Raw genomic sequence first — 25,438 nt, 5'->3', positions numbered from 1 at the left:
GGTGTAATTTCTCACCATGGACTGTCTTTTTAATTATAGAACTTTCCCTAAAAATGCCTTCGTACGTTCGTTTTGCGGATTGCCGAACAATTCATCCGGAGAGCCTTCTTCTACGATAAAGCCTCCATCCATAAAGACAACTCGATCGCCCACTTCACGAGCAAACCCCATTTCATGGGTAACAACAACCATTGTCATCCCTTCAGCAGCTAGATTTTTCATTACATCTAGCACCTCTTTTACCATTTCTGGATCGAGTGCGGAAGTAGGCTCGTCAAATAGAATGGCTTTGGGCTTCATTGCTAAGGCACGTGCAATGGCTACACGCTGCTGCTGACCACCTGAAAGCTGCTCAGGATAATTATAAGCCTTGCTGTCGAGTCCAACCTTTTTCAATAGCTCATGTCCAAGTGCTTCAGCATCTGGACGACTCATTTTACGAATTTGCATAGGTGCCATCGTTACATTATCGAGAACTGTCATATGAGGGAATAAGTTAAATTGTTGAAACACCATGCCAACTTCAGCTCGAATCTCATTGATATTCGTTTTAGGATCATTTATTTTTACGTTTTCAATATAAATAGCACCATCTGTCACTTCTTCAAGCATATTGATGCAGCGTAAAAATGTACTTTTCCCTGAACCAGATGGTCCAATGACGCAGACAACCTGTTTCTCTTGAATTTCATAATCGATTCCTTTTAATACTTCAAGCTTGCCAAAATATTTGTGTAGGTTCTCAATTTTTATCATCTTGCTTCCCGCCCTTCTGCTTTACGAGGGACATAACTATTGCTAAAACGTTTCTCGATAAATGCGACAATCTTCGTTACACCATATGTTAAAACTAAGTATAGTAATGCAGCAACGATGTACGGTTCCCAGAAGCGGAAACTTGCACCTGCTACTACTTTACTAGCATATAAAATATCTGGTGCTGCAATAACTGTTACTAATGATGAATCTTTTAATAATGCAATGAATTCATTCCCTAACGGTGGAATCATGCGTCTAAATGCTTGCGGTAAAATGACCTTTCGCATCGCCTGGTTATGCGTTAAACCAAGAGAACGAGCTGCCTCCATTTGCCCTTTTGCAATACTTTGAATACCTGCACGGAAGATTTCCGCATTGTAAGCTGCACAGTTTAAAATTAGTGCTGTAATACCTGAAACCATATAGCCTAAAGAATGACCAAAGATTGTTGGAATCACTGCTAAGTGTATTAACAAAATTTGCACAAGCATTGGTGTTCCACGGAATAAATCGATATATAGTTTAGATGGCCAATAAATCCATTTTTTACTCGATAATTTTCCTAGGCCCAAAAATAGACCTAATAGAATACCTCCAAAATAACCACTAAGTGTCAAAATAAGTGTTACGCCAATACCTCGTATAAACATATCTCGGTAGTTCCAGACAATGTCCCAGCGTAGGTCAAAGATGTCCATCCGAAAACCCCATTCCCCTTTAAAGTTACGAAAATTAAATGAGCCGCCAGCACAGTAGCTGTGCTAGTGGCATCACCCTACTCATTTATTACTGAAAATCCGTACCTGTAATTTCTTTTAATTTTCCGTTTTCTTTAATCTTTTTAAGACCTTCATTCAATTTATCTAATAGCTCTTTATTCCCCTTTTGAACCATAAAGCCATAGTATTCTTTTTCGAATGCATCATCTTCAATTACTTTTAGTTTTTGATCTGGATGAGCTTTAATATATTCATAAACTACTGCATTATCTCCAATAGCTGCATCAACGTTTCCATTTAACATCTCTTGAATAGCGATTGGCTGACTTTCAAAAGCCATAATATTTGTACTTGCTTCACCTTGTAACTTTTTCGCTGCCATATGACCAGTAGCATTAATTTGAACGGATACCTTTTTATCTTTTAGTTCTTCTAATGACTTAATCTTTGAATCTTCTTTCACAACGATTAGTAATTGAGATTCATAGTATGGTTCTGTAAAATCAAATGATTCTTTACGCTCTTCCGTGATTGTGATCCCAGAAGCACCGATATCTGTTTCGCCATTTTTAATTGTTTGGAAAACAGGCTCCCAACCAATATTATTCCATTCAACCTCAAAATCCATTTCATCCGCAATAGCTTGTAAAATATCGACATCAATCCCTACAATTTTCCCTGAATCGTCAACAGATTCAAATGGTGCAAAAGTAGCCTCTGTACCTACTTTATATACTTTCTTCCCATCTCCGCCATCTTCTGAAGGTGTACTACCTGAGGATGCATCATCTTTTGTTCCGCAACCTGCAAGTGCTAATGTTAAAGCTGCTATCATCATCAATAACATCCATCCTGTTTTTTTCATTGTTTTTCCCCCTGTTTCGATAATATTCCGAAATGCGTATTATTTTTCGCAATTCGGAAATGTTAGACTATTAGGTCAATTATATTAACATTATAGTAATTAGACAACAACTTTTCACATAAAACTAAATATTTTTTCATATAAATTTATATTAAATGCATATAATTAGATAAAATATGTATAAATAACAAGAAATCAAACCTAAAACTAATATATATACAATATAAACGATGCCAATTTTCGATAAATTTTGGCAAAAAAAAGAATCCCCTCAGAAAGGATTCTTTTTTTGACTATGACTAGTCCACGTACAGTATGTTCACTAAAAAATAATTTGGAGTTGTTGCTTTTTTGAAGGTTTGAAAGGAACAAATAGGGGAATAATGCCAACTAGGACAGTATTCCCTTACTTTTTCCTCTCTATCTCCACTAAGCAGGCTGCTAAACTACTTATTAGGAGACGAGCTATAACAAGTATATCTATAATCAGTAAAATGGCGCCCTCGGAGGGAATCGAACCCCCAGTGCAAGAACCGGAATCTTACGTGTTATCCATTACACCACGAGGGCAAAAGCACAAAAAAAAAGTACTCACTCTAGGCTTACGAAAAGCATGATGTAGATAATCCTCATTTTTGAAGCATACCTGCAAAATAGTGTCCTGTACTTTAAACTTATAACCTTAACTATTATACAAACGTATCTCACAAAATACAACCATAGAATGCAAAAACAATATATTTTTTTTAATTTCACTTTAGCAGGGTTAATATTTGACCTTCCCTGACTATAATGTGTATGATAAGGATACAGCTGAAATAACAATGGAAATTTCAGCAAAGGTATTCGAATTTAGTTTTTTAAGGAGGATTTAACATGAATTTAATTCCTACAGTTATTGAACAAACAAGTCGTGGTGAACGTGCATACGATATTTACTCACGTCTGCTTAAAGACCGTATTATCCTTTTAGGAAGTGCTATTGATGACAATGTAGCTAACTCTATTGTCGCACAGCTTCTTTTCCTACAAGCAGAAGATCCAGATAAAGATATCTCTCTTTACATCAATTCACCAGGTGGATCAATTACGGCTGGTATGGCTATCTACGACACAATGCAAATTATTAAGCCACAGGTTCAAACAATTTGTATTGGTATGGCTGCGTCAATGGGAGCATTCTTACTTGCTGCTGGGGAACCTGGTAAACGTTTTGCATTACCAAATGCAGAAGTCATGATTCACCAACCACTAGGTGGTGCACAAGGTCAAGCGACGGAAATTGAAATTGCTGCTAAACGTATTTTATTCTTACGTGAAAAATTAAACGGCATTTTATCTGAACGCACTGGTCAACCACTTGAAGTCATTGCAAGAGACACAGATCGTGATAACTTCATGACTGCTGAGCGAGCTAAAGAATACGGTTTAATCGACCATATTATGCATCGTAGCGATAATAAATAAAAAACAGAAGGCATCACAGATTTGCTCTGTGATGCCTTTATTGTGTTGAAAAATAAATTTTTTTGTGAAAGGTGATAATGTTCTCCCTACTCATTTTAAGCGTTACTCCTAGAGGATCAACGTCACAAATGAGATAAGGAGCGAACGTACCCTCTGGGGAAAGGACGCGGGCGGAACGGAACATTTATTCAACAACATGAAGGCACCACAGAATTGCTCTGTGGTGCCTTTATGTTCGATAATATTACAAATGTTTAATCTTCTTTTTCGATAAGTGTTGCCAATGCTGTAACCGCTTGCTCGGCATCGTTGCCTTCACTGCTTAAAGTAACTTCGGTACCTTTAGCGACAGCTAGACTCATGACACCCATAATGGATTTCGCATTTACTTTTTTCTCATCTTTTTCTAGAAAGATATCAGCACTAAAACGATTTGCTTCTTGCACAAATAGTGCTGCTTGTCTAGCTTGTAGTCCTAATTTTAATTTGACCTGGACTCTTCTCTCAATCATTCTCAAAACTCCCCTTCACTACCGTTCATCTATTAGTTTTATCTTACCTTACTTACTAGCAAAAGAACAATAAGCGATTACGCATGACATTCATACCTGAAAAGTATGAAAACTTAACCACCTATTTTTTCACCGCGTCTTAATGCTTCCGCAATTTCGTCAATTTTTCTTAATCGATGGTTAACGCCTGATTTACTAACCGTTCCACTGGAAACCATTTCACCAAGCTCTTTTAACGTAACATCTTGGTATTCTACACGTAGACGTGCTATTTCACGAAGCTTCTCTGGCAGTTGATCAAGGCCAATCGAATTTTCAATAAATCGAATATTCTCCACTTGCCGTAATGCTGCACCTATGGTCTTATTTAAATTGGCTGTTTCACAGTTTACAATACGGTTGACACTATTGCGCATATCTCGCAATATCCGAACATCTTCAAACTTCATCATAGCCTGGTGGGCACCAACAATATTAAGGAAATCTGAAATTTTTTCTGCTTCCTTTAAATACGTCACAAAACCTTTTTTCCGTTCAATTGTTTTAGCATTGAGCTCAAATTCATTCATTAAATCCATTAATGCTTCACCATGCTCTTTATATAAAGAATATATCTCTAAATGATAGGCTGATGTTTCTGGATTATTGACAGAACCTCCTGCTAAAAATGCACCTCTTAAATACGCTCTTTTTTGTCCACTCTTTTTTATGAGCTCTCTTGAGATTGTATGATTAAATTGAAAGTCGTCTGAGATGATTTCTAAATCAATTAACAGCTCACGTGCACCTTCTCTTACACGGCATATATACACATTATTTTTTTTAAGTCGCATTTTCTTGCGAACTAGTAATTCCACATTGTATGGATATAACTTTTTCATAATCGTATATAATCTTCTAGCTATTGCAGCGTTTTCAGTTTGCACGTCTAAGCTTAGTTGTTTATTTGCAAAGGATAATGAACCATTCATACGAATTAGGGCAGAAACTTCTGCTTTCATACAATGATTGTCCGCTTCTATTTGCGTCAGTTCTTTTTTTGTTTCAGAAGCAAAAGACATATCACGCCCCCCTTTCAATCATATTTCTATGTATATGTTATCTTACCATATACAATAAACGTATTATGTTTCTATAATCGGTCTATTTACCTTTTGATGGTAAATATCAGCGTAATCTACTAGCCATTCTGCAACATTTGCAGCATTATGTCGAACAGTTCCATCCTGCCTAATAGTCGCAATGTCACGTTTAATTACCTCTAAACCCATACTTTCAAGCTTTGCCACATCAAATGTTACTGGTTCAGCTCTTTCTTCTTTATACAGTTCTTTTACTGGAATTGGGAGTTCTTCATCATTTACTAAAATCGAATCAATAAAATCGTTGCCAACATGCTTATGTATGGCTGCTACATGATCGCCTGCTGTATAAGAAATGGTTTCACCTTTTTGCGTCATTAAATTACAAACATATATTTTTCTTCCTTTTGCTTTCACTACAGCTTCACCAATCTCCTTCACAAGCAAATTGGGAATGATACTTGTATACAAGCTTCCAGGACCGATTAAAATATAGTCTGCACGATGTATGGCACGAATAGCTTCTGGTAACGGTTGCACATTTTCAGGTACTAAAAAAACGCGATTAATGCGCTTTGTTGCTGTTGGTATTTTGGATTCTCCTTCGATAATTGAACCATCCTCTAGCACAGCATGTAGGTTTATTTTTTTATTTGCAGCTGGTATAACGCGACCATGAACTTTTAAAACCTTTCCCATTTCACTTATAGCATGGCTGAAATCGCCTGTAATATCAGTAAGAGCTGTAAGCATTAAGTTTCCCAAAGAATGTCCTCGTAAATCCTCTGATGCTGAAAAACGGTACTGAAACATTTGCTCAACAAGTGGCTCAATATCTGATAATGCTGCAATGACATTGCGAACATCACCAGGTGGTGGAATATCGTAGTCATCACGTAAACGGCCAGAAGAACCACCATCATCTGCCACTGTTACAATAGCAGTAATATCAAATGGATGATGCTTAAGCCCGCGCAGTAACGTAGAAAGTCCTGTGCCACCACCTATTACCACAAGCTTTGTTTGCTTTTTCCCCATTCACTCATTCCTTTCTACGATTAATATCACGATGCGTAATAACCGTATTTTCCTTGCCTGCAAAATAGGCACCAAAAAATTCTGCTAACGTCACTGAGCGATGCTGCCCCCCAGTACAACCGAAAGCAATGACAAGTTGAGATTTACCTTCTTGTCGATAAAGAGGAATCATAAAGTCTAATAAATCCGTTAGTTTTTGGATGAGTATTTGTGTATCTTCCAAAGCTAAAACATAAGAGGATACCTCTGTTTGAAGACCCGTTTTAGGACGCAGTTCCTCCACATAATATGGATTTTTAAGAAAACGCACATCGAATACTAAATCAGCATCAATGGGCATACCATGCTTAAAGCCAAAGGACATGATGTTAACAGTAAAAATAGTATCTGCATCACTAGCAAATTCTTTGACAATTCTTTCGCGCAGTTGCTTTGGCTTCATGTTAGATGTGTTATAAACGAAATTAGCACGGCCTTTTACTTCAGATAAGAGTGCACGTTCATGTTTGATTCCATCTAATGGTAAACCATTTACTGCTAATGGATGGGCACGCCTTGTTTCTTTATAGCGTCTGACTAATGTGGCATCGTCTGCATCTAAAAATAAAATACGAGCTACAATATCGCCTTCTTTTAGTATATGGTCTAATGCGCCAATTAGAGCATCAAAAAAATCGCCACCACGCATATCCATTACCGCCGCGATACGCGTACTATTTTTACCAGAATCTCTTAGCAGAGTTAAAAAAGTTGTAAGTAACGCAGGTGGTAAATTATCAATACAGTAATACCCTAAATCCTCAAAGCTTTGAATAGCCACGGTCTTTCCAGCTCCAGACATTCCTGTAATAATAACCAATTCATGTGTACTTTGTTGGCTTTCAACCACCACTGTCATGCAACTCCTTTATTGTTCTTTTGATATTTGTATTTTCTGATGAAGTAATTCAAAATTCGTTGTATAGTCAAACGTGCCATATTGAATACCTGTTTGTGAAACGGCAAATTGTAAATTAGTTCGATCTCCTTCAGCCATTGGCAAATGTGCTAAATCCTCAACTGGGTGCCATGCAAGCTTGCCTTCTCTCGTTTCTTCAAATGGTATACCTTCTACATCCTTTGCAACAAATGTATAGAGCATCCATTCGTCCACAACATCATTGTTTTCTTTAATGATCATTGTATAAACACCCTTTAAATGAACATTCAAAGGTGTAACATTTGTCTCTTCTTGAAACTCACGGACAGCAGCCTCAAAGATAGACTCACCGCTCTCCATTTTGCCTCCTGGAGCAACATACCAACCTCGTCTTGGTTTCTGAAGTAATAATACTTTACCGTCTTTTACGGCAATTAAATTTGCAATTCTTTGCATAGGCACACCTCTAATCACTTTTGCATTCTACTCTCCATTATAGCAAGACCTTGCAAGATTTGTCCTCATTTACAACTCTCTAGCAAAGACAATTAACAATTTAGTTTTATTCAAGCATTGTGAATTATTTGTGGGCATAACTTACGCTTTTTATAAATTAAATATCCTTACTGGAATGATCGTCATTCCGCTAGATGACGCTTAAGAGGTGTTCTCTTCATTTAGTAAAACAATGTAAATAACATCATGATCAATACAAATAAAAAAGTAGGTTGCTCCCACCTATTGAGGCGGAAACAACCTACTAACAAAATAAAAGGGGGATTGCTAATTACATGTTTAATCATACACCTTTTATATGTCATTCAAGTTACAGCAATATTAAAACCACATTAAAATTGTATTTTTTTCCTTAAAAGCCATGTTAGGCATTAATTTTTTCTAATAGTTCTTCTACATAATGCTGTACAGCTTGTGCAGCAATACTACCATCACCTGTTGCTGTGACAATTTGACGAAGTGATTTTTCACGAACATCCCCAGCAGCAAAAATACCTGGGATTGTTGTTTCCATATTGTCATTTGTCAAAATATAACCAGCATCATTTAAAATACCTAATGATTCAAATGGTTTAGTTAAAGGTAACATTCCAATGTATACAAAGACACCATCTGTTGCAAATTCAGATTCTGTACCATCAACAGTTGATTGTAGTGTTACACTACCAACTTTACCATTAGCCTCATTAATTTCTTTTACAGTTGCATTCCAAATGAAATCAATTTTGTCGTTAGCAAAAGCGCGATCTTGCAGAATTTTTTGAGCACGTAATTTATCGCGACGGTGGACAATTGTGACTTTATCAGCAAAGCGAGTCAGATAAACACCCTCTTCAACAGCTGAATCTCCTCCACCTACAACGACTAGATTTTTTTGTTTAAAGAATGCACCATCACATACTGCACAGTAGCTGACGCCACGGCCGCCAAGTTCTTTTTCACCTGGCACACCCATTTTTTTATACTCTGCTCCTGTTGTAATGATAATGGCACGTGTTTTATATTCTTTTGCACCTGATTTAATGGTTTTATATTCTTCACCATCAATGATTTCTGTTACATCACCGTAGGCATATTCAGCACCAAATTTTTTAGCGTGCTCAAACATTTTTGTAGAAAGCTCTGGCCCTAAAATTGTATCAAAACCTGGGTAATTTTCTACTTCTTCTGTGTTTGCCATTTGCCCACCAGGAATACCACGTTCAATCATTAATGTTGATAAATTTGCACGAGATGTATAGACAGCAGCAGTCATCCCTGCAGGACCTGCACCAATGATTACTACATCATAAATTTTTTCTTCCGACATAAATACTTCCCCCTAAACAAAATACTTTTTATCTTCATTAAGTGTAACGTCACCTATTGAAGAAGATAAAGCCCTTGGCGGATAGGACGGTTATAAAACGCAATGTCGCCAAGGAATATTGGTGATAACGTTAGTATGTTCATCGTATGTGAAAGTATAAAGTTATTCAACTATGTTGCTCACACGCTAATTATGACTATCAGGTAAAAATGTTAAGATTTCATCAATATACTTCGTTAAAGTGGAAACAGAAACCCCATATTGTTGAGCTATTTCTTTTTTTGTTACTTTGAGCATCTGTGAAGATTTAAACAAATAGTCATTTGCTCCCGCAATCGCTGCAGGATTAGTAAAACGATAATTTTGTACTAAAGCTTGTTCACAAAGTACAAACCACATCTGAAACATTGGAACAATCAGTGATGATAGCTTTCCATACTGTTCTAATAAAATTTCTGACACATGGACTGCACGTAAAAAGCTTGCTTCTACTTTATTTTTCTTATCAAATTCATGACCCAGTGCGTAAGCCAAAAATAACTTCTCGAATGAGCCTAATTGTTCAATATTGACCCATTTCGGATGGGCGATAATTTCTTGCTTATGGGCAGTTCCTTTCAATAAAAACAACCCAAAAATACGTTCACTTGTATAAGAACTTTCTAATTTTTCAACAATAAAATCACGATCATGCTCCAAGGCATCCAGAGCAAATTCATTCTCCTGTTGGCGCCATGGCTCAAAGCCTTCTTTGTCTGGATCTAGCTCTAGAAGCTGATCCCAAGCACTTTTCGAAATCTCCACATGATCTGAGAAATATGCAGCATGGGATAACCAAAAGTAAAAACCTGCATCTCCAACATAGCCTCTCTTTTGCATACTGCGTAACCACTTATAGGCTAATTCGTATTGCCCTATTAAGGCTAATGTCGCTCCAAGCTTATAACGATGCTCCCATGTATAAGGCTGAATTTTAACAAGCACATTTAATAGCGCTTGTAAGTCTTCTTCATTCTTTTCATAATACGCAATCACCGTTAAATTACATAGCGCATGTAAGTTGCCCTTATTTTCACGTAGCACTGTATGTAAGAGATCTTTTGCTTGTTCTTCTTCTCCAACATAAAAATAAGCGAGCGCTAAATTATTATAGGCAGACCAAAATGCTGGGCGATCTTCAATTAAATCTTCTAAAATATTAATAGCTTCTGGGAAATCTCCCTTTTCCATACAACGACGAGCCTGCTCCTGGCGATATAAATCCTCACCTGAGCCTTCAAGTTCTTCTAAATCGTCCTGCTCAAAAGCGACGAATTCTAATATTTCTGCTGCCTCATCCGCATAAGCACCTTCTGGCTCTAACTTTAAGTATTCTTCCGCAAAGCGTTTAGCATCATGCATTATGCCTACACACCCAGATACCTCTGCCATATAAAATATGATTTCAGGATTATCTGGATCAATTTGATAAGCATGACGAAGCAGATCATACGCTTCCTCAAAACGTTGACCCTCTAACTCTACTATGGCTAGCTGCAAGTTAATCATTGGATCATCAGGACTTAAATCTACCGCACGCTGTAAATATTTATAAGCCTTATTCATTTGACCACTGTTCATAGCTTGAATTGATTTTTTATAATAATAGTCGCCTGTTGGAATGAACGACACTATATTCGATTGAGTCTCATTTTGACGTTTCTTTTCCAATATATTTCCTCCGAAACAAGAAATAAGGAACGTATTTTACGTTCCTTTACACAGTAATCTCTATTATACCATACAATCAATAATATGCTGTTATTTCTCCTCGTGACGTTTTTCCAACACATGTAGTACATCATAAATACTTACCTTTTGTTCTTGCAGTAAAACGAGAAGGTGATACAGCAGATCAGCTGCCTCCCATTTTACTTCCTCAGCATCTCGATTTTTAGCCCCTATGACAACCTCCGTCGCTTCTTCTCCAACCTTTTTACAGATTTTATCAATACCCTTATCAAATAAATATGTAGTATATGCTCCCTCTGGCATTTCCTGCTCACGCTTTTCAATCACACGTGCAAGTTTAGAGATGATGTCCACGGAGCCGACCTTATCATATTGTTGAATAACCTCCGTAAAGCAAGAAGTTGTACCGTTATGACAGGCTGGTCCAGCTGGTAGAACTTCCACCACTAAGGCATCTTGATCACAGTCTGCTTTTATGGATACTACTTGTTGCGTATGACCACTTGTAGCCCCTTTATGCCAAAGCTCTTGGCGCGAACGAGAATAAAACCAAGTTTCTCCTGATTGAATTGTTTTAGCCAATGACTCTTGATTCATATAAGCTACCGTTAGCACTTCTTTTGTATTGGCATCTTGTACAACAGCTGTAACAAGACCTCGCTCATCGAATTGGATGTTCTCTATCATCTTATTGCCACTCCTTTTTCACGTAGGTATTCTTTTACTTGTGCTACGCTTGTTTCCTTGTAATGGAAGATCGAAGCTGCCAGTGCAGCATCTGCATCTACCTCTTGTGCTAATACTTCGTAAAAATGCTCGGCATGTCCTGCTCCACCACTAGCAATAACCGGGACTGTTACTGCCTCTCGTACCGCTTTTGTTAAAGCTAAATCAAAACCGGACTTTTCTCCATCTTGATTCATGCTTGTTAATAAAATTTCACCTGCTCCTAAACTTACAGCTTCCTTTGCCCAATCAATAGCCGACCAAGCTGTTTTGTTACGCCCACCATGTGTATAAACCATCCACGTGCCGTCCACTTCACTATAGCGAGCATCAATTGCTACTACGATACATTGTGCACCAAAGAAATCGGAGCCTTCTTGGATAAGGGCTGGTCGCTCCAAAGCAGAAGTATTGATTGATACTTTATCAGCACCCGCACGTAAAATACGTTTCATATCATCCAATGTACGAATACCACCACCTACTGTAAAAGGAATGGCAAGTGTAGCAGCTGTTTGACGAACAACGTCTACCATCGTTTGGCGACCTTCATGTGAAGCAGAAATATCTAGAAAGACAAGCTCATCTGCCCCTTGTTCATCATAGAACTGCGCAAGCTCTACTGGATCACCTGCATCACGAATAGATTCAAATTGTATGCCCTTTACAACCCGACCTTCCTTCACATCAAGACATGGGATAATACGTTTCGTTAGCATACTTTCACACCTTTCAGCCATTGCTCTAATAAATAAATACCTAGTTCCCCTGACTTTTCAGGGTGAAATTGCATGCCTGTCACGGAACCATTTGTCACAATACCTGGCACTTTCATGCCATAATAATCTGCATAGGCAACAAGCTCTGATTCGTCTATATTTTTTGCATAATAGGAATGAACAAAATAAACATGCTTCGCTGCTATTTCATTGTTCAACCATGCCGGCTGATTCGTTAATATCAGCTCATTCCACCCCATATGTGGCACCCGGTATAGCTGGTCTTCTGTCATACCGGTAAAGCGGGTAATACACCCTTTAAAAAATCCTAACCCTTTTGTTGGCGTTACTTCATCACTTTGCTCAAATAATAATTGCATGCCTAGACAAATTCCCAATAAGGGGCGATTTTCGCTATACGCCTTTTGTAAATAACAATCTAGCTTTGTTTCTGCTAATCGCTTTCTAGCATCAGGGAATGCGCCAACTCCTGGTAATAAAAGCGCATCTGTCGTATCTAGCATCTTTTCATCAGCAGACACAACAACCTCACAACCTAGTCGCTTTAATGCCTGTTCTACACTAAATAAATTACCCATACCATAATCAATCACGCCTATTTTCACGTTAACAGCCCCTTAGTCGATGGTACACCTTTAACACGTGGATCAATTTCTACTGCAGCATCAATAGCACGTGCTAGTGCTTTGAAAATTGCCTCAATAATATGATGTGTATTGTTTCCATAAGGTACTATGACGTGAACATTCATACGTGCTTCTAGCGCAAATTTCCATAAAAATTCATGCACTAACTCTGTATCAAACGTCCCTACTTTTTCTTTTAATGGTGGCACTCGATACTCTAAATGTGGTCGATTGGAGCAATCTACTACAACCTGTGCTAGTGCGTCATCCATCGGCACAAATGCTGTACCATAGCGTTTAATACCTTTTTTATCACCAAGTGCTTCACGAATAGCTTGGCCTAAGACAATACCAAGATCTTCTGTTGTATGATGATCGTCGATGTAAGTATCACCATTCGCTTGGATGGTTCCATTAAATAGTCCATGCTTGATAAATAAATCTAACATATGGTCCATAAATCCAACACCTGTTTGAATAGTTGCTTGGCCTTCACCATCTAAATCAATTGCTACTGTAATTTGCGTTTCATTTGTGGTACGTTCTACTTTTGCATATCGTTTCTTTTCTACCATTGTCCTATTCCTTCTCCCATCCGCGTGATTCCACTGCACGCGCATGACCCTCTAAGCCTTCCATACGCGCTAGACGTGCAATTTTCGGTGCATTTTCTTCCCATGTTTTTCCGCTATAATAAACAATACTTGATTTTTTCACAAAATCATCAACACTTAAGCCACTTGCAAAACGAGCCGTGCTATTGGTTGGTAGCACATGATTTGTCCCTGCAAAGTAATCTCCAACAGGCTCTGAGCTGTATCGTCCAATAAATATACCACCCGCATGTCTTACTTGCTCAGCAATAACTTCTGCATTTTCTGTAAGAATTTCTAAATGCTCAGGTGCTAACGTGTTAATTGCTTCCACTGCATCTGCTAAAGTGTCAGCAACATAAATTGCTCCGAATTTTTCTATGGAAGCCCGTGCCACTTCTTGACGTGGTAAAGTCTTCAATTGCTTGTCTACTTCCTCAGCAACCTTTTTCGCTAGTTGTTCCGAAGTCGTTACGAGTATGGCACAAGCTAATACATCATGCTCTGCCTGTGATAAAAGATCAGCAGCAATTTCATCAGGGTAGGCTGTGTCGTCAGCCAACACCGCAATTTCACTAGGTCCCGCAATCATATCAATCGCTACCTCACCAAACACCTCCCGTTTGGCCAGAGCTACGAAAATATTGCCAGGGCCTGTAATTTTATCGACTGGAGCAATTGTTTCTGTACCGTATGCAAGTGCAGCAATCGCTTGTGCTCCACCAACTTTATAGATTTCATTTATGCCTAAAAGATGAGCTGCTACAAGTACACCTGCTGGTAATTTCCCGCTCTGATTAGCAGGAGAAGTAATGACAATACGCTGCACGCCTGCAACCTGAGCCGGAATCACATTCATTAATACCGATGATGGATATGCTGCAGTACCACCTGGAACATACAACCCTACTGCATCCAAAGCAGTCACTCGTTGTCCTAACCAAGAACCATCTCCCAACTCCATATGGTAGCCTGTACGTATTTGTTGTTCATGGTATAATCGAATATTTTCAGCAGCCTCTGCTAAATCGCTATACAGTTGTTGATCAAGAGCATTTACGGCTTCTGCAATTTCCTTCTCTGTAACACGCAAGCTTTCAGGAGCATAGCCATCCCATTTTTCAGTATAGAATCGTATCGCTGCATCTCCCTGTTTCTTCACCTCAGATAAGACTTGTCTCACAACATTTAGCTGTTCCTCATTTCCTCCTTCAAGTGGCCTTTTTAAAGAAATACCTTTTGCAAGCTTTGTTATTTTCATCGAATTAAACCCCTTTAGTCCCTTATATGTAACTAAATTTGATTATTTTTGTGCTCATTCACACATTTTTTCAATCGCTTGACAAGATCCATAATACGCTCACCCTTCATACGATAACTTACAGGGTTTGCTATTAATCGTGAAGAAACGGCAGTAATAAATTCGTACTCTACTAAACCATTTTCTTTTAGTGTACGCCCAGTAGAAACAATATCGACAATACGATCCGCTAAACCAATCATCGGTGCTAATTCAATAGATCCATTAAGTTCGATAATTTCTACTTGCTCTCCAATTCCCTTATAATATTTCATAGCGATATTCGGATATTTCGTAGCAATTCGAGGTGCAATTTCATTCATTGATGTATTTGGCAAACCTGCAGATGCGATATAGCAATTACTAATTTTTAAATCGAGTAATTCATGAACCTCACGCTGCTGTTCTAACAAAACATCCTTTCCAGCAATCCCAATATCAGCAACACCATGTTCAACATAGACAGGAACGTCCATTGGCTTTGATAAAATAAAGCGAATTTTTTCCTCTGGTATTTCAATCATTAATTTACGTGACATTTCTACTTCTGCTGGTAAATTAAAACCTGCCTCTAATAGCATTCGATAGGCCTCTTCAAAGATTCGCCCTTTTGGCATTGCAATCGTTAATTCATTCACTGCCAATTTCCTCCTGTCCTACAACCACCACTTCTGTAAAGTAAGCTAAATAGGCTGCTTCATCTACTAGGCTGCTACGTAACTGTAAAGTAGCCAATTTCCCTGCTGCTCGCAATGCTTTGACCTTTAACAATGCTGCCTCGAATTGTTCTTCCTCAAAGAGCACAACGGTTGCTTCCTGTTGTTTCTCTGACTCCCCATTTAACGTTTCTAATAATCGGTCAACTCGAATGCTAAAACCTGTCGCACCAACCTTTGAACCAAATACCCCTAGCAAGCCATCATAACGGCCACCATTCCCTAACGGAAAACCGCTCCCTACCGCAAATACTTCAAAAAGCATGCCAGTGTAATAGCTCATATGACTCGAAAGTGTGAAATCAAAAGTAACATGTTCAGCTAAGTCAGCCATTTCTAGTAGCTGAGCAAGCTGCTGCATATACTCTAACGCATCATTTTTACGTACATATTTTTCAATATCCCGAATATCCCTTACATTCATTGCTTCTTCTATAAACTGGAGGAGAGCATCGGTTTTAGCTTTTGGCAAATCAAATGACTCCACCGCTTCTTCAAACCCTACATAATTCCGTTGGACAAGCAAAGCTCTTAGTATTGCTTGTTGCTCGTTACTCTCTGTGTAATCTTGTAAAATGCAATGAAGGATGCCTGCATGACCAATTGTCACTTTAAATTCCTCTAATTTAAAATGCTTCAATAGCTCCATTGCTGTAACAATGACTTCTGCATCAGCAAATACGGATTGATCACCTATTAACTCAATCCCCATCTGGTCGAACTCTGCTGGTCTTCCTCCCTCAGCTTCTTGAGCACGAAAAACACTTGCGAAATACGCAAGGCGTAGTGGAATCATTTCTTTCAATAATTTCGATGTTGCTACTCGAGCAATAGGCGTTGTCATATCTGGTCGCAATACTAGTGTGTTCCCCTGACTATCCACCAATTTAAATAAATGAGCATCCGCTATCGCTGAAGCTTTCCCGACCGTATCGAAATATTCCACAGCAGGTGTTTTAATAAACTCATAACCCCTTTTATATAAAAAGTCTCTGCCTGCATGTCTAACGGCTTCAACCTTCTCATAGATTTGCGGGAATGTATCACGCATTCCAAGTGGTTTTTCAAACATTTTTAATGAAGACATATGGTCACATCCTTATATCACACTTTAATTCACTAGAGTATTAGAGAATTAGATTATGAAAGAATTCTAACTTATTTTGCTTAAACAGTCAACGTTATCTTCTCTATTTTCACAATCTTTAAATACTTATTTTTCTGTTAATTATATACATTGTATGGTGTACGAACCCATAACATCATTTCTTTAAATTTAAACAATATGTGTATTTGGACTATATTATGACGAAGCACTTTCATGGACCATCACAATAAAAGCTATGCCTACAAGTGTTCTGGATAGCCTTTATACTAAAAAAACTCACGAAGTATGTCTCCATACAACGTGAGTTTTTCTACTTTTGTGGCGTACTCCACTCTACAACTTCATTACGCTTACGCTCTGCCATTTGTTCAGCAGTATAAATAATTCTCATAGGGTTTCCTCCTGCTAAACAACCTGCTGGTACATCCTTATGTACGAGGGAGGCGGCTGAAACAATAGCACCATCTCCAATTGTTACACCAGGTAAAATCGTTGAATTTGCTCCAATCATGACTTCATTACCAATATAAACATCACCTAAACGGTATTCTTCTATTAAATATTCATGCGCTAAAATGGTCGTATTAAAACCAATTACCGTATTTTCTCCAATGAAAATACGTTCAGGAAACATAGTGTCTGGCATAACCATCAACGCTAATGAAGTTCGCTCGCCAATTGTCATATTTAAAAATGTACGATATAACCAGTTTTTCACACGTAAAAATGGTGTGAAGCGTCCGATTTGAATGACAATGAAACACTTCATCACCTTCCAAAAGGACACCGTGTCATAAATATTCCAAAGCGAATTAGCTCCTTCAACACGGTAACGTTCTGTTTTACGCGCCATCTAACTTACCCCTCTTTCACAATATCAAATAAATCCGTCATATGCTGAAGCATATATTCTGGTTGATATTGCTGTAAGTATGCCTCACCTTTAATCGCCCAAGCAACACCTGCTGCTCTTACTCCTGCACGATGACCCGCTTCAATATCATGCGAATTATCTCCAATCATAATTGCGTCTTCCTTGTCTATCCCTAAGCGCTCCAAAGCTAGTAGGACTGGCTCTGGATCAGGCTTTACATTTTTCACATCGTCTGTGCCAATACGGACATCAAATAGATGTGTAGCACCTAGTATTGAAAGTCCTCGATCAATGGTATCATTACGTTTCGTCGAAACAATGGCCAAGCGAATACCTTGTGCTTTTAATTGTTCTAGCGTTGTTACTACATCAGGGTATTGGCTCACAAGTTCATCATGATGTTCTATATTCCAAGCGCGATATTTTGCTATTAAAGCCTCCTCTTCACCTGGAGCAATGTCATTAAATGTCTGTTTCAGGGATGGACCAATGAATTTCAAGCAGTCTTTTGGCGAATATTGCCCGGGAAATCGCTCATTTAACACATGCATAAATGTTTGAATGATTAAATCATTTGTATTAAGTAAAGTTCCATCAAAGTCGAATAGTAGAGCTTTTACAGCCATATTTTTTACATCCCCTTATTTGTTATCCAAGTATTTCACGGCTGGTTTTACCTTTATTCTGCGATAAATAATCGCTCCAAGTCCAACGATAATCCCAATAATAGATACAACCTGCGCTGAGCGTAAATCGCCTACAAGATACAGACTATCTGTACGCATTCCTTCAATAAAGAAACGACCAATTGAATACCAAATTAAATAACTAAAGAAAATTTCCCCACGATTTAAATTTACTTTGCGTAAAACAAGTAAAATAATAAGCCCAATAAGGTTCCAGACGGATTCATATAAAAACGTCGGATGTACATACGAACCTAATTCTTCGATATACATTTGATTGATAATCCAATCTGGCAGCATGAGATTTTCTAAAAATGCTTTAGATACCTCTCCACCATAGGCCTCTTGGTTCATAAAGTTGCCCCATCGACCAATAATCTGACCGATTAAAATACTTGGTGCTGCAATATCCGCTACTCGTAAAAAGCTTACATTTTTTATACGAGTATATATGTAAGCTGTGACAAATGCCCCGATGAGGGCACCATGAATGGCAATACCGCCATTCCATATTTCAATGATTTTCCCGGGATTTTCACTATAGTAATCCCATCGCATTGACACATAGTAAATACGTGCACAGATGATGGATATTGGCACTGCCCATAATAACAAGTCTGCAAGGAAGTCTTCAGGCAATCCTCTCTTAACAGCCTCTCTCTGCCCGACAACATAGGCTAAAATGATTCCCGACACAATCAGCAATCCATACCAACGCACTGGAATTGGCCCTAAATGGAAAGCAATCGGGTTAATCTGTAATAGTAATAAATCCATCTTCTACCCCTCTCAATATGTCATTAATCATGGATGGTTTGTTTGTATTAATCGTCTAACACATCATTCGACGAAATGACTTCATCTAAGCGTCTTGAAAATTCCTCAGCTGCATTAACCCCCATTTTCTTCAAGCGATAATTCATCGCAGCTACTTCAATAATAACGGAGACATTGCGCCCTGGGCGTACTGGGATTGTTAATTTTGTCAGCTCAGTATCAATTATTTTCATTTTCTCTTCTTCTAAGCCTAATCGATCATAAACTTTTTGCGGGTCCCAAATTTCCAGCTCAATGATCAGTGTAATACGTTTATATGGACGCACTGCACTCGCACCAAATAGTGTCATAATGTCAATAATCCCAATACCACGTATTTCTAATAAATGTTCCAACAAAGGTGGTGGACTACCAATTAATAAGTTTTCCGATTCTTGACGAATTTCTACACAGTCATCTGCTACTAATCGATGACCTTTTTTTACAAGCTCAAGTGCTGTTTCACTTTTACCTACGCCACTTTTCCCAATAATTAAAATACCAATTCCATACACATCGACGAGTACACCATGGGCTGCTGTCATTGGTGCTAGGCGTCCCTCTAAGTAGTTTGTCAATCTACTCGAAAATTTTGTTGTCGTCATATGTGTTTTAAAAACTGGAACATGCTTTTCGTTGGAAGCTTGTATAAGCTCCTCTGGCACTTCTAAATCTCGAGAAATAATAATAGCAGGCGTATCTTGCGAACAAAGCAAACGCATACGCTCTAGCTTGACATCTGCTGGCAGCATTTCAAAAAAAGATAGCTCTGTTTTGCCAAGCAATTGTACACGATTAGCAGGATAATGTGTAAAATAACCTGCCATTTCAAGTCCAGGTCTTGAAATATCACTTGTCACTATTGTTCTGCCGATCCCTTCCTCACCAGCTAATAACTCTAACTTAAATTTCTCCATAACATCTCTTGTTAATACTACGACCAATGAAAAAGCCTCCAATCAATGGATAAGGTTCTCCTTATTTTAGCATGTCTATGTATAAAAGAAATGTATTTACTCTTAACAAAAAAACTAGCGGCTCTCCAGTCCGCTAGTTTTGAATAGTATTATTTCTGAGTAGCTAACCATTTAGCAACTGCCTCAGCATCTGCCCCTTTAACAACTCCAGGAGGCATGCCACCTTTACCATTATTAATAATATCTAAAATTTCTGATTCTGATAAACGAGAACCTACATCGTTTAATGCTGGTCCAGTCGCACCTTGTAGCTCGCCACCATGACAAGAAACACAAGATTTCATAGCAATTGCTTCACCATCCGGAGCAGCGGCACTTTCATTGTTAGTTGCCTCTTTATCTCCGCCGCCACATGCAGCTAAAAAGATTGCTGATCCGAACACTAATGTTAACATTGCTTTTTTCATTAGTACCCCTCCTCATAATAATTATCTTACGCCGCCATTATACCAAAATTATGCACGTTTGAAACCTTCTCCTAATACCTCATACGCATCAGAAACGATAACAAACGCTGATGGGTCAACGCTTTTAATGAGTTGTTTCAGCTTTGTGAATTCTGTTTGATAAACAACAACCATAAGAACTGGTCGTGCTTCTCCCGTATAACCTCCGATGGCTTGTAACTTCGTGACTCCACGATTGATTTCAGCATAAATGGCTTGCCGAACTTCATCTTGTTTCACCGTAATAATATAGACCATTTTAGATTGACTAAAACCTAGCTGAATGATATCAATTGTTTTTGTCGTTACATAAAGTCCAATCAAGGCATACAAACCTTTCTCTAAATCAAAAACAACTGCTGCACTAATCGCAATGATTCCATCTATTAATAGCACACTCGTACCAAGCGATAATCCAGTAAATTTCGTAATGATTTGCGCTAGTAAATCAGTGCCACCAGTTGAAGCATTCCCTTTAAAGACCAGTCCTATTCCTAATCCAACAACAATTCCACCAAAAAGAGCTCCAAGTAAAGAATTATCAGTCCAAGGTTCCCAGCTATTTGTTAACAAGACAATAAACGGTAACGTAATCGTACCGATAAATGATTTAATACCAAATTTTTTGCCCAGCAACAACACTCCAGCAATAAATAGTGGAATATTAAACGCATATTGAACAATTCCCGGATTCCAACCAAATAAACCATGCAAAATCGTACTAATTCCACTGACCCCACCTGAAGCGACTTGATTTGGTAATAAAAAGACATTAAAACCAATAGCTATTATTGCCGCTCCTACTATCACATACACATACTCCACAATGCTTTCTCTCACATCATGCTTCATTTCCCCACGCCCACTTCAACTATCAGAATTTTTTAAAGACGTGATGATTATAGCAAATACTTTTCACATTGAGAACTTCATCTTGATGAAGAAAGCACTGTCTTGTAGACATACAAAAGAAGCTAACTCACCTGAAAATAAGATAGCTTCTTAACAAGAGTACAGTCATTTAAAATGATTTTTCTGCCCATTCCATGGCCTCATAATATAATTGATCAATATCAACTAATTGGATATTCAATTGTGTAGCTAGCTCCTCTAATCGCTCCCAGTCTAATTTACTTAAAGCGATACTAAACTCCAAATAAGGTGTCATGTCCGTTTCATTACCTAATATTGTATTCGTGATATCCTCCGAAAATGGAAGCTGGTGTAGAATAGCTTCCATCGGTCTTTGAAGTAATGTATCAATTAGTGAAAACATGCCCACTAAGAAATATTCCGAGAAATTCTTTTTGTAGGAAAGCTTCGCTAATTTCTCACAGACCTTTGCACGGAATAAAGATGTACACATCACTTCTTTAAATAAATCAGAGTCGGCATCTATATCCATTTCTCGCATAGCCAATAAATAAATCCATTTTCGTAAATTCGAAATCCCAAGGAGGACAATGGCTTGTTTAATAGAGCGTACTTTAGATTTTGAGCGCTTAGAAGAATTATTAATCATTTGTAATAATTTATACGTCAATGAGATGTCCCGTTCAATATTTTCTGCTAGTAGTTGAATATTTGGCTCTTCTTCTTTTAGTAATGAGATGATATGAATGTATTGGATCGTATTCGCTGGAATGTCTGTTGCGTGTATTATTTGAGGTTGTTCAAAAAAATAGCCTTGAAACAATACATACCCAGAGGATTTAGCCACTTCAAATTGATGGCGAGTTTCTACTTTTTCAGCGAGTAATTGAATATGTGGAAATCTTTCCTTTACTTCACTTTCAATCTCCATTCTTTTTACGATAGATGAAGCTAAAAAGTCTACTTTAATATAGTCGACTTGTTCGAACAGTTCATCATAAACTTCTACATGTTCTTCCATAATAAAATCATCTAATGCTATTTGGAATCCATATTTTTTCAGCTCAATCACCCGTTCAACTAACTGTGGGGTAAGCGGAACATCTTCTAATATCTCAATCACAACCTGTGAGGGATTTAAAAATTCATGAATTGAGCTCATCAATAAGTTTTCTGTAAAATTAACAAAACCCGGTTTACCTTTTGTTACTTCTTCAAAACCAATTGAAAGAAATGAGTTCACAAGTACGTCAATAGTTGCTGCATCTGAATCAACCATTGGAAAGGCATTTACGTTTTTGCCACGATATAATAATTCATACGCAACAACCTGCTCATGAAGATTAAAGATAGGCTGTCTGCCAATAAATACTTCCATTTCGATACCCCCATTTCTCCATATTCTAGTAATTCTAAGTATAGCATTTTTTACAACCTGATGCTTATACTTCAATATAATTTAACACGGTCCTACTAATCCAAAAAAAGACAGTCCAAGTGATTTTTTCATCACAAGGACTGTCCTTATTATTTACCAACTTTGGATTTAATGGCTCCGATTACTGCAGGTACAACAGAGATAAAGATAATCAATATAAGTACTATTGAGAAGTTATCTTTGATAATAGGAATATTCCCAAAGAAATAGCCTAGTAATGTACAGCTGAAAACCCATAAAACGGCACCAAGAATATTATAAAGAAGGAAGTAGCTATAGTTCATTTTACTTGCACCGGCTACAAACGGAATGAATGTACGAATAAATGGCATAAAACGGGCTATAACAATCGTTTTCCCACCATGAGTATTAAAGAATTTTTCTGCTGCCTCCATGCGTTCTTTCTTCACAACTCTACCAAGAAGGCTCTTTGGAGGTATAGATGTTCCTACCTTATGACCAATATGATAGTTCATCGTATCTCCTAAAATAGCTGCTGCTAAAAATACAGGGATTAGAATCCACATATCAAAGGCTCCCATTGCAGCTGCTAGTGTACCACTTGCAAATAGCAATGAATCACCAGGTAAGAACGGGAAAATAACAACGCCTGTCTCTACAAAAACAATCGCAAATAAAATAAGATAACTCCAATTGCCAAAATCACGAATAATTTCTTCTAAATGTACATCAATATGGATAATAAAGCTTATTAACTCTTTAATGAGTTCAATCATGTTTTTGTATGCTCTCTTTCAATAGTATTTTTACTAAAAGCTTTGACGTAGCTCCACATCAAAGGGTTCCAAGTTTTGTACGTCTTTTTACATTACTTCCTCACTATATGACAAGCTCTTGAAAAGTATGTAGAAGATTTCACAAGTTTGATTTTATCACTTACAGATAGTTACGCTCAACTGATTTTACTATTATACGAATAATGTACAAAAAAAGAGCTACCATTTTTCAATAGTAGCTTTTCTCGTTTAAACTTTTTCTTTTAATGAACGACGTAGTATTTTTCCTGTCGTGTTCTTCGGAAGTTCGTCTAAAATCTCGATTACTTTTGGAACTTTATACTTTACCATATGCTTAGCACAATAAGAAAGGAGGTCCTCTGTAGACGTGGCTGCTACTTCTTTTAGTACAACATATGCATGAACGGCTTCCCCTAAGTTAGGATCTGGGAACCCTACAACTGCTGCCTCCACAATATTATTATGTGTAAACAAGACTTCCTCCACTTCTCGAGGATAAACATTATAGCCCCCAACAATAATCATATCTTTTTTGCGATCAACAATATAAAAATACCCTTCCTCATCTACTCTTGCTAAATCTCCTGTATAAAGCCAGCCATCCCGTATCGCCATCGCTGTTTCTTCTGGCATTTTATAATAGCCCTTCATTACGTTAGGACCACGTACAATTAGCTCCCCTACTTCGCCAACAGGCACTTCCTGACCGTTCACATCAACCACTTTATTCTCTACATTACTAATGGAAGTACCAATAGAGCCGGCTTTTCGATCACGATCTAGCGGATTAAAGCATGTAACGGGTGAAGCTTCTGATAAGCCATACCCCTCGGACACACGCACATTAAATTTCTGCTCGAAATTATGTAGTAGTGCAACAGGTAAAGAGGCACCACCTGAAATGGCCAAACGAATTGTCGAGAAATCTTCTGGATTGCCCTCAGGTAATTGATATAAGAAATTATACATAGTTGGAACACCAGCAAATACTGTTGCTTTTTGTTCTCTCGCTAGTGCAAAAATTTCTGTAGGACTAAATCTTGGTGTAAGTAAAACTGTAGCTCCGCTTAATAAAGGCGCATTGACTACAACCGTTAAGGCAAATACATGGAATACCGGTAAAGTAGCGATAACACGATCATCCGCCTTAATTCCTAAATAATGGGCAACATCACGAGCATTTGAATAGACATTGCCATGTGTCAGCATGGCACCCTTTGGACTGCCTGTTGTACCAGAAGTATACAAAATGATAGCATTATCGTCATCTGCAACTTCAATAGGCTGTAAAGATTGAGAAGCATTAGTGATAACTTGTGTAAATAAATGTGTCTTTTCTTGTGCTTGTGGTGATAAAGCAGCCACTTTTTCTACTACATCTGGCGTTGTTTCACAAATAACGAATGATGCTACTTGCGGAAAAGCTTGTACACCCTTTTCAACAAGTGGTAGCAAAGCATCCAGCGCAATAACTACTTTTACATCCCCATTATGCAAAATATATGAAATTTCATCAGGTGTATAGATTGGATTGACTGGTATTGCTGTTGCCCCTAAGCGCATTGTTGCATACAAAGCAATTAAATAATGAGGCGTATTGCCGAGTAAAAACGCCACATGATCCCCTTTTTCAACGCCTAAATCTTGTAACCCCTTTGCAAAGCGACCAACTGTAAGCTCAAATTCCCCGTAAGTAGTATCCTTCCCCATAAAATGATACGCAACTTTTTCCGGTTGTTCTGTTGCCTGTTGGTGAACACGTGAAACTAAATTCAATTACACCATCCCCTTATCGTATAAAATGAATCGTTATTCAGTAATATTATATAAGAAATATATCTAAA

At 37.9% G+C, this 25,438-nt stretch carries 27 protein-coding genes and 1 tRNA gene; 1 reads left to right on the top strand and 27 read right to left on the bottom strand.

The features are described 5' to 3' along the window. Positions 1–33 precede the first annotated feature (33 nt). The 4 genes from SJW71_RS04810 to SJW71_RS04795 form a co-directional block, all read right to left on the bottom strand. Positions 34–756 (bottom strand): amino acid ABC transporter ATP-binding protein, encoded by a 723-nt coding sequence (locus SJW71_RS04810; protein ID WP_274794381.1) that lies wholly within the window; start codon positions 754–756, stop codon positions 34–36. Then, on the bottom strand, positions 753–1,457 hold the full coding sequence (locus tag SJW71_RS04805; protein ID WP_274794382.1) for an amino acid ABC transporter permease: 705 nt from the start codon (positions 1,455–1,457) through the stop codon (positions 753–755). Before SJW71_RS04805 ends, SJW71_RS04810 begins: the two co-directional genes overlap by 4 nt. An 88-nt stretch (positions 1,458–1,545) precedes the next feature. Continuing rightward, entirely contained in the window at positions 1,546–2,343 is a 798-nt protein-coding gene (locus SJW71_RS04800) for a basic amino acid ABC transporter substrate-binding protein (protein WP_274794383.1), read from the bottom strand. Positions 2,344–2,838: 495 nt separating this feature from the next. Then, positions 2,839–2,913: transfer RNA gene (locus SJW71_RS04795), tRNA-Arg, on the bottom strand. 306 nt (positions 2,914–3,219) lie between these two features. Between SJW71_RS04795 and clpP the strand changes: the two genes are divergently transcribed. Beyond that, positions 3,220–3,810: an ATP-dependent Clp endopeptidase proteolytic subunit ClpP gene (gene clpP / locus SJW71_RS04790; protein WP_004228025.1), complete on the top strand. Its 591-nt coding sequence runs from the start codon at positions 3,220–3,222 to the stop codon at positions 3,808–3,810. Between the two features lie 254 nt (positions 3,811–4,064). On the opposite strand, the gene SJW71_RS04785 is transcribed toward clpP, so the two are convergent. The 23 genes from SJW71_RS04785 to SJW71_RS04675 all read right to left on the bottom strand — a co-directional run bounded on the left by SJW71_RS04785 (position 4,065) and on the right by SJW71_RS04675 (position 25,370). Beyond that, positions 4,065–4,322 carry an HPr family phosphocarrier protein gene (locus SJW71_RS04785; RefSeq protein WP_274794385.1) on the bottom strand — a complete coding sequence of 86 codons (258 nt, stop codon included), beginning with the start codon at positions 4,320–4,322 and terminating at the stop codon, positions 4,065–4,067. A 113-nt stretch (positions 4,323–4,435) separates the two neighbouring features. Then, complete coding sequence (gene whiA, locus SJW71_RS04780) at positions 4,436–5,383, bottom strand: DNA-binding protein WhiA (protein ID WP_274794386.1); 948 nt, start codon at positions 5,381–5,383, stop codon at positions 4,436–4,438. 63 nt (positions 5,384–5,446) lie between these two features. Continuing rightward, positions 5,447–6,442 (bottom strand): gluconeogenesis factor YvcK family protein, encoded by a 996-nt coding sequence (locus tag SJW71_RS04775; protein ID WP_274794387.1) that lies wholly within the window; start codon positions 6,440–6,442, stop codon positions 5,447–5,449. Positions 6,443–6,446: 4 nt separating this feature from the next. Next, positions 6,447–7,340, bottom strand: a complete 894-nt coding sequence (rapZ, locus tag SJW71_RS04770) for an RNase adapter RapZ (protein WP_274794388.1) — start codon at positions 7,338–7,340, stop codon at positions 6,447–6,449. A 9-nt stretch (positions 7,341–7,349) separates the two neighbouring features. Next, complete coding sequence (locus SJW71_RS04765; RefSeq protein WP_274794389.1) at positions 7,350–7,817, bottom strand: NUDIX hydrolase; 468 nt, start codon at positions 7,815–7,817, stop codon at positions 7,350–7,352. Positions 7,818–8,241: 424 nt separating this feature from the next. After that, entirely contained in the window at positions 8,242–9,186 is a 945-nt protein-coding gene (gene trxB / locus SJW71_RS04760) for a thioredoxin-disulfide reductase (protein ID WP_274794390.1), read from the bottom strand. A gap of 186 nt (positions 9,187–9,372) precedes the next feature. After that, complete coding sequence (locus SJW71_RS04755; protein WP_431811797.1) at positions 9,373–10,896, bottom strand: tetratricopeptide repeat protein; 1,524 nt, start codon at positions 10,894–10,896, stop codon at positions 9,373–9,375. Between the two features lie 90 nt (positions 10,897–10,986). Beyond that, the gene (gene hisIE, locus SJW71_RS04750; protein ID WP_274794392.1) at positions 10,987–11,604 is read right to left on the bottom strand and encodes a bifunctional phosphoribosyl-AMP cyclohydrolase/phosphoribosyl-ATP diphosphatase HisIE; all 618 of its coding nucleotides are present in this window, start codon (positions 11,602–11,604) and stop codon (positions 10,987–10,989) included. Continuing rightward, positions 11,601–12,362: an imidazole glycerol phosphate synthase subunit HisF gene (hisF, locus tag SJW71_RS04745; RefSeq protein ID WP_429978532.1), complete on the bottom strand. Its 762-nt coding sequence runs from the start codon at positions 12,360–12,362 to the stop codon at positions 11,601–11,603. The genes hisIE and hisF overlap by 4 nt, the downstream gene beginning before the upstream one ends. Continuing rightward, positions 12,356–12,988, bottom strand: coding sequence for an imidazole glycerol phosphate synthase subunit HisH (hisH, locus tag SJW71_RS04740; RefSeq protein WP_431811796.1), 633 nt, complete (start codon positions 12,986–12,988; stop codon positions 12,356–12,358). The genes hisF and hisH overlap by 7 nt, the downstream gene beginning before the upstream one ends. Then, a complete protein-coding gene (gene hisB, locus SJW71_RS04735; RefSeq protein WP_274794395.1) occupies positions 12,985–13,584 on the bottom strand; it encodes an imidazoleglycerol-phosphate dehydratase HisB in 600 nt (199 codons plus the stop codon). The genes hisH and hisB overlap by 4 nt, the downstream gene beginning before the upstream one ends. A gap of 4 nt (positions 13,585–13,588) precedes the next feature. Then, complete coding sequence (hisD, locus tag SJW71_RS04730) at positions 13,589–14,863, bottom strand: histidinol dehydrogenase (RefSeq protein ID WP_341386826.1); 1,275 nt, start codon at positions 14,861–14,863, stop codon at positions 13,589–13,591. 32 nt (positions 14,864–14,895) lie between these two features. Then, entirely contained in the window at positions 14,896–15,540 is a 645-nt protein-coding gene (gene hisG, locus SJW71_RS04725; protein WP_274794397.1) for an ATP phosphoribosyltransferase, read from the bottom strand. Next, positions 15,533–16,705 (bottom strand): ATP phosphoribosyltransferase regulatory subunit, encoded by a 1,173-nt coding sequence (locus tag SJW71_RS04720; protein WP_274794398.1) that lies wholly within the window; start codon positions 16,703–16,705, stop codon positions 15,533–15,535. Before SJW71_RS04720 ends, hisG begins: the two co-directional genes overlap by 8 nt. A gap of 331 nt (positions 16,706–17,036) precedes the next feature. Continuing rightward, the gene (locus SJW71_RS04715; protein ID WP_431811795.1) at positions 17,037–17,579 is read right to left on the bottom strand and encodes an acyltransferase; all 543 of its coding nucleotides are present in this window, start codon (positions 17,577–17,579) and stop codon (positions 17,037–17,039) included. Between the two features lie 5 nt (positions 17,580–17,584). Beyond that, positions 17,585–18,226, bottom strand: coding sequence for a pyrophosphatase PpaX (gene ppaX / locus SJW71_RS04710; RefSeq protein WP_274794400.1), 642 nt, complete (start codon positions 18,224–18,226; stop codon positions 17,585–17,587). Positions 18,227–18,241: 15 nt separating this feature from the next. Next, positions 18,242–19,063 (bottom strand): prolipoprotein diacylglyceryl transferase, encoded by an 822-nt coding sequence (lgt, locus tag SJW71_RS04705; protein WP_274794401.1) that lies wholly within the window; start codon positions 19,061–19,063, stop codon positions 18,242–18,244. Positions 19,064–19,110: 47 nt separating this feature from the next. After that, on the bottom strand, positions 19,111–20,046 hold the full coding sequence (gene hprK / locus SJW71_RS04700; RefSeq protein ID WP_274794402.1) for an HPr(Ser) kinase/phosphatase: 936 nt from the start codon (positions 20,044–20,046) through the stop codon (positions 19,111–19,113). A 122-nt stretch (positions 20,047–20,168) separates the two neighbouring features. Then, entirely contained in the window at positions 20,169–20,486 is a 318-nt protein-coding gene (gene cccB, locus SJW71_RS04695) for a cytochrome c551 (RefSeq protein ID WP_274794403.1), read from the bottom strand. 48 nt (positions 20,487–20,534) lie between these two features. Further along, positions 20,535–21,377, bottom strand: coding sequence for a YitT family protein (locus SJW71_RS04690; RefSeq protein ID WP_274794404.1), 843 nt, complete (start codon positions 21,375–21,377; stop codon positions 20,535–20,537). A gap of 169 nt (positions 21,378–21,546) precedes the next feature. Then, the gene (locus SJW71_RS04685; RefSeq protein ID WP_431811794.1) at positions 21,547–22,776 is read right to left on the bottom strand and encodes an EAL and HDOD domain-containing protein; all 1,230 of its coding nucleotides are present in this window, start codon (positions 22,774–22,776) and stop codon (positions 21,547–21,549) included. A 149-nt stretch (positions 22,777–22,925) separates the two neighbouring features. Beyond that, positions 22,926–23,570 carry a VTT domain-containing protein gene (locus tag SJW71_RS04680; RefSeq protein ID WP_274797377.1) on the bottom strand — a complete coding sequence of 215 codons (645 nt, stop codon included), beginning with the start codon at positions 23,568–23,570 and terminating at the stop codon, positions 22,926–22,928. Positions 23,571–23,822: 252 nt separating this feature from the next. Further along, positions 23,823–25,370: a fatty acid--CoA ligase family protein gene (locus SJW71_RS04675; protein WP_431811793.1), complete on the bottom strand. Its 1,548-nt coding sequence runs from the start codon at positions 25,368–25,370 to the stop codon at positions 23,823–23,825. Positions 25,371–25,438: the final 68 nt, after the last annotated feature.

The organism is Lysinibacillus sp. FW12 (assembly GCF_050817245.1).
Taxonomy (GTDB): Bacteria; Bacillota; Bacilli; order Bacillales_A; family Planococcaceae; genus Lysinibacillus; species Lysinibacillus irui.
Note: the sequence above shows the minus strand (reverse complement) of the source record. Positions and strands in the feature narration are given on the sequence as shown.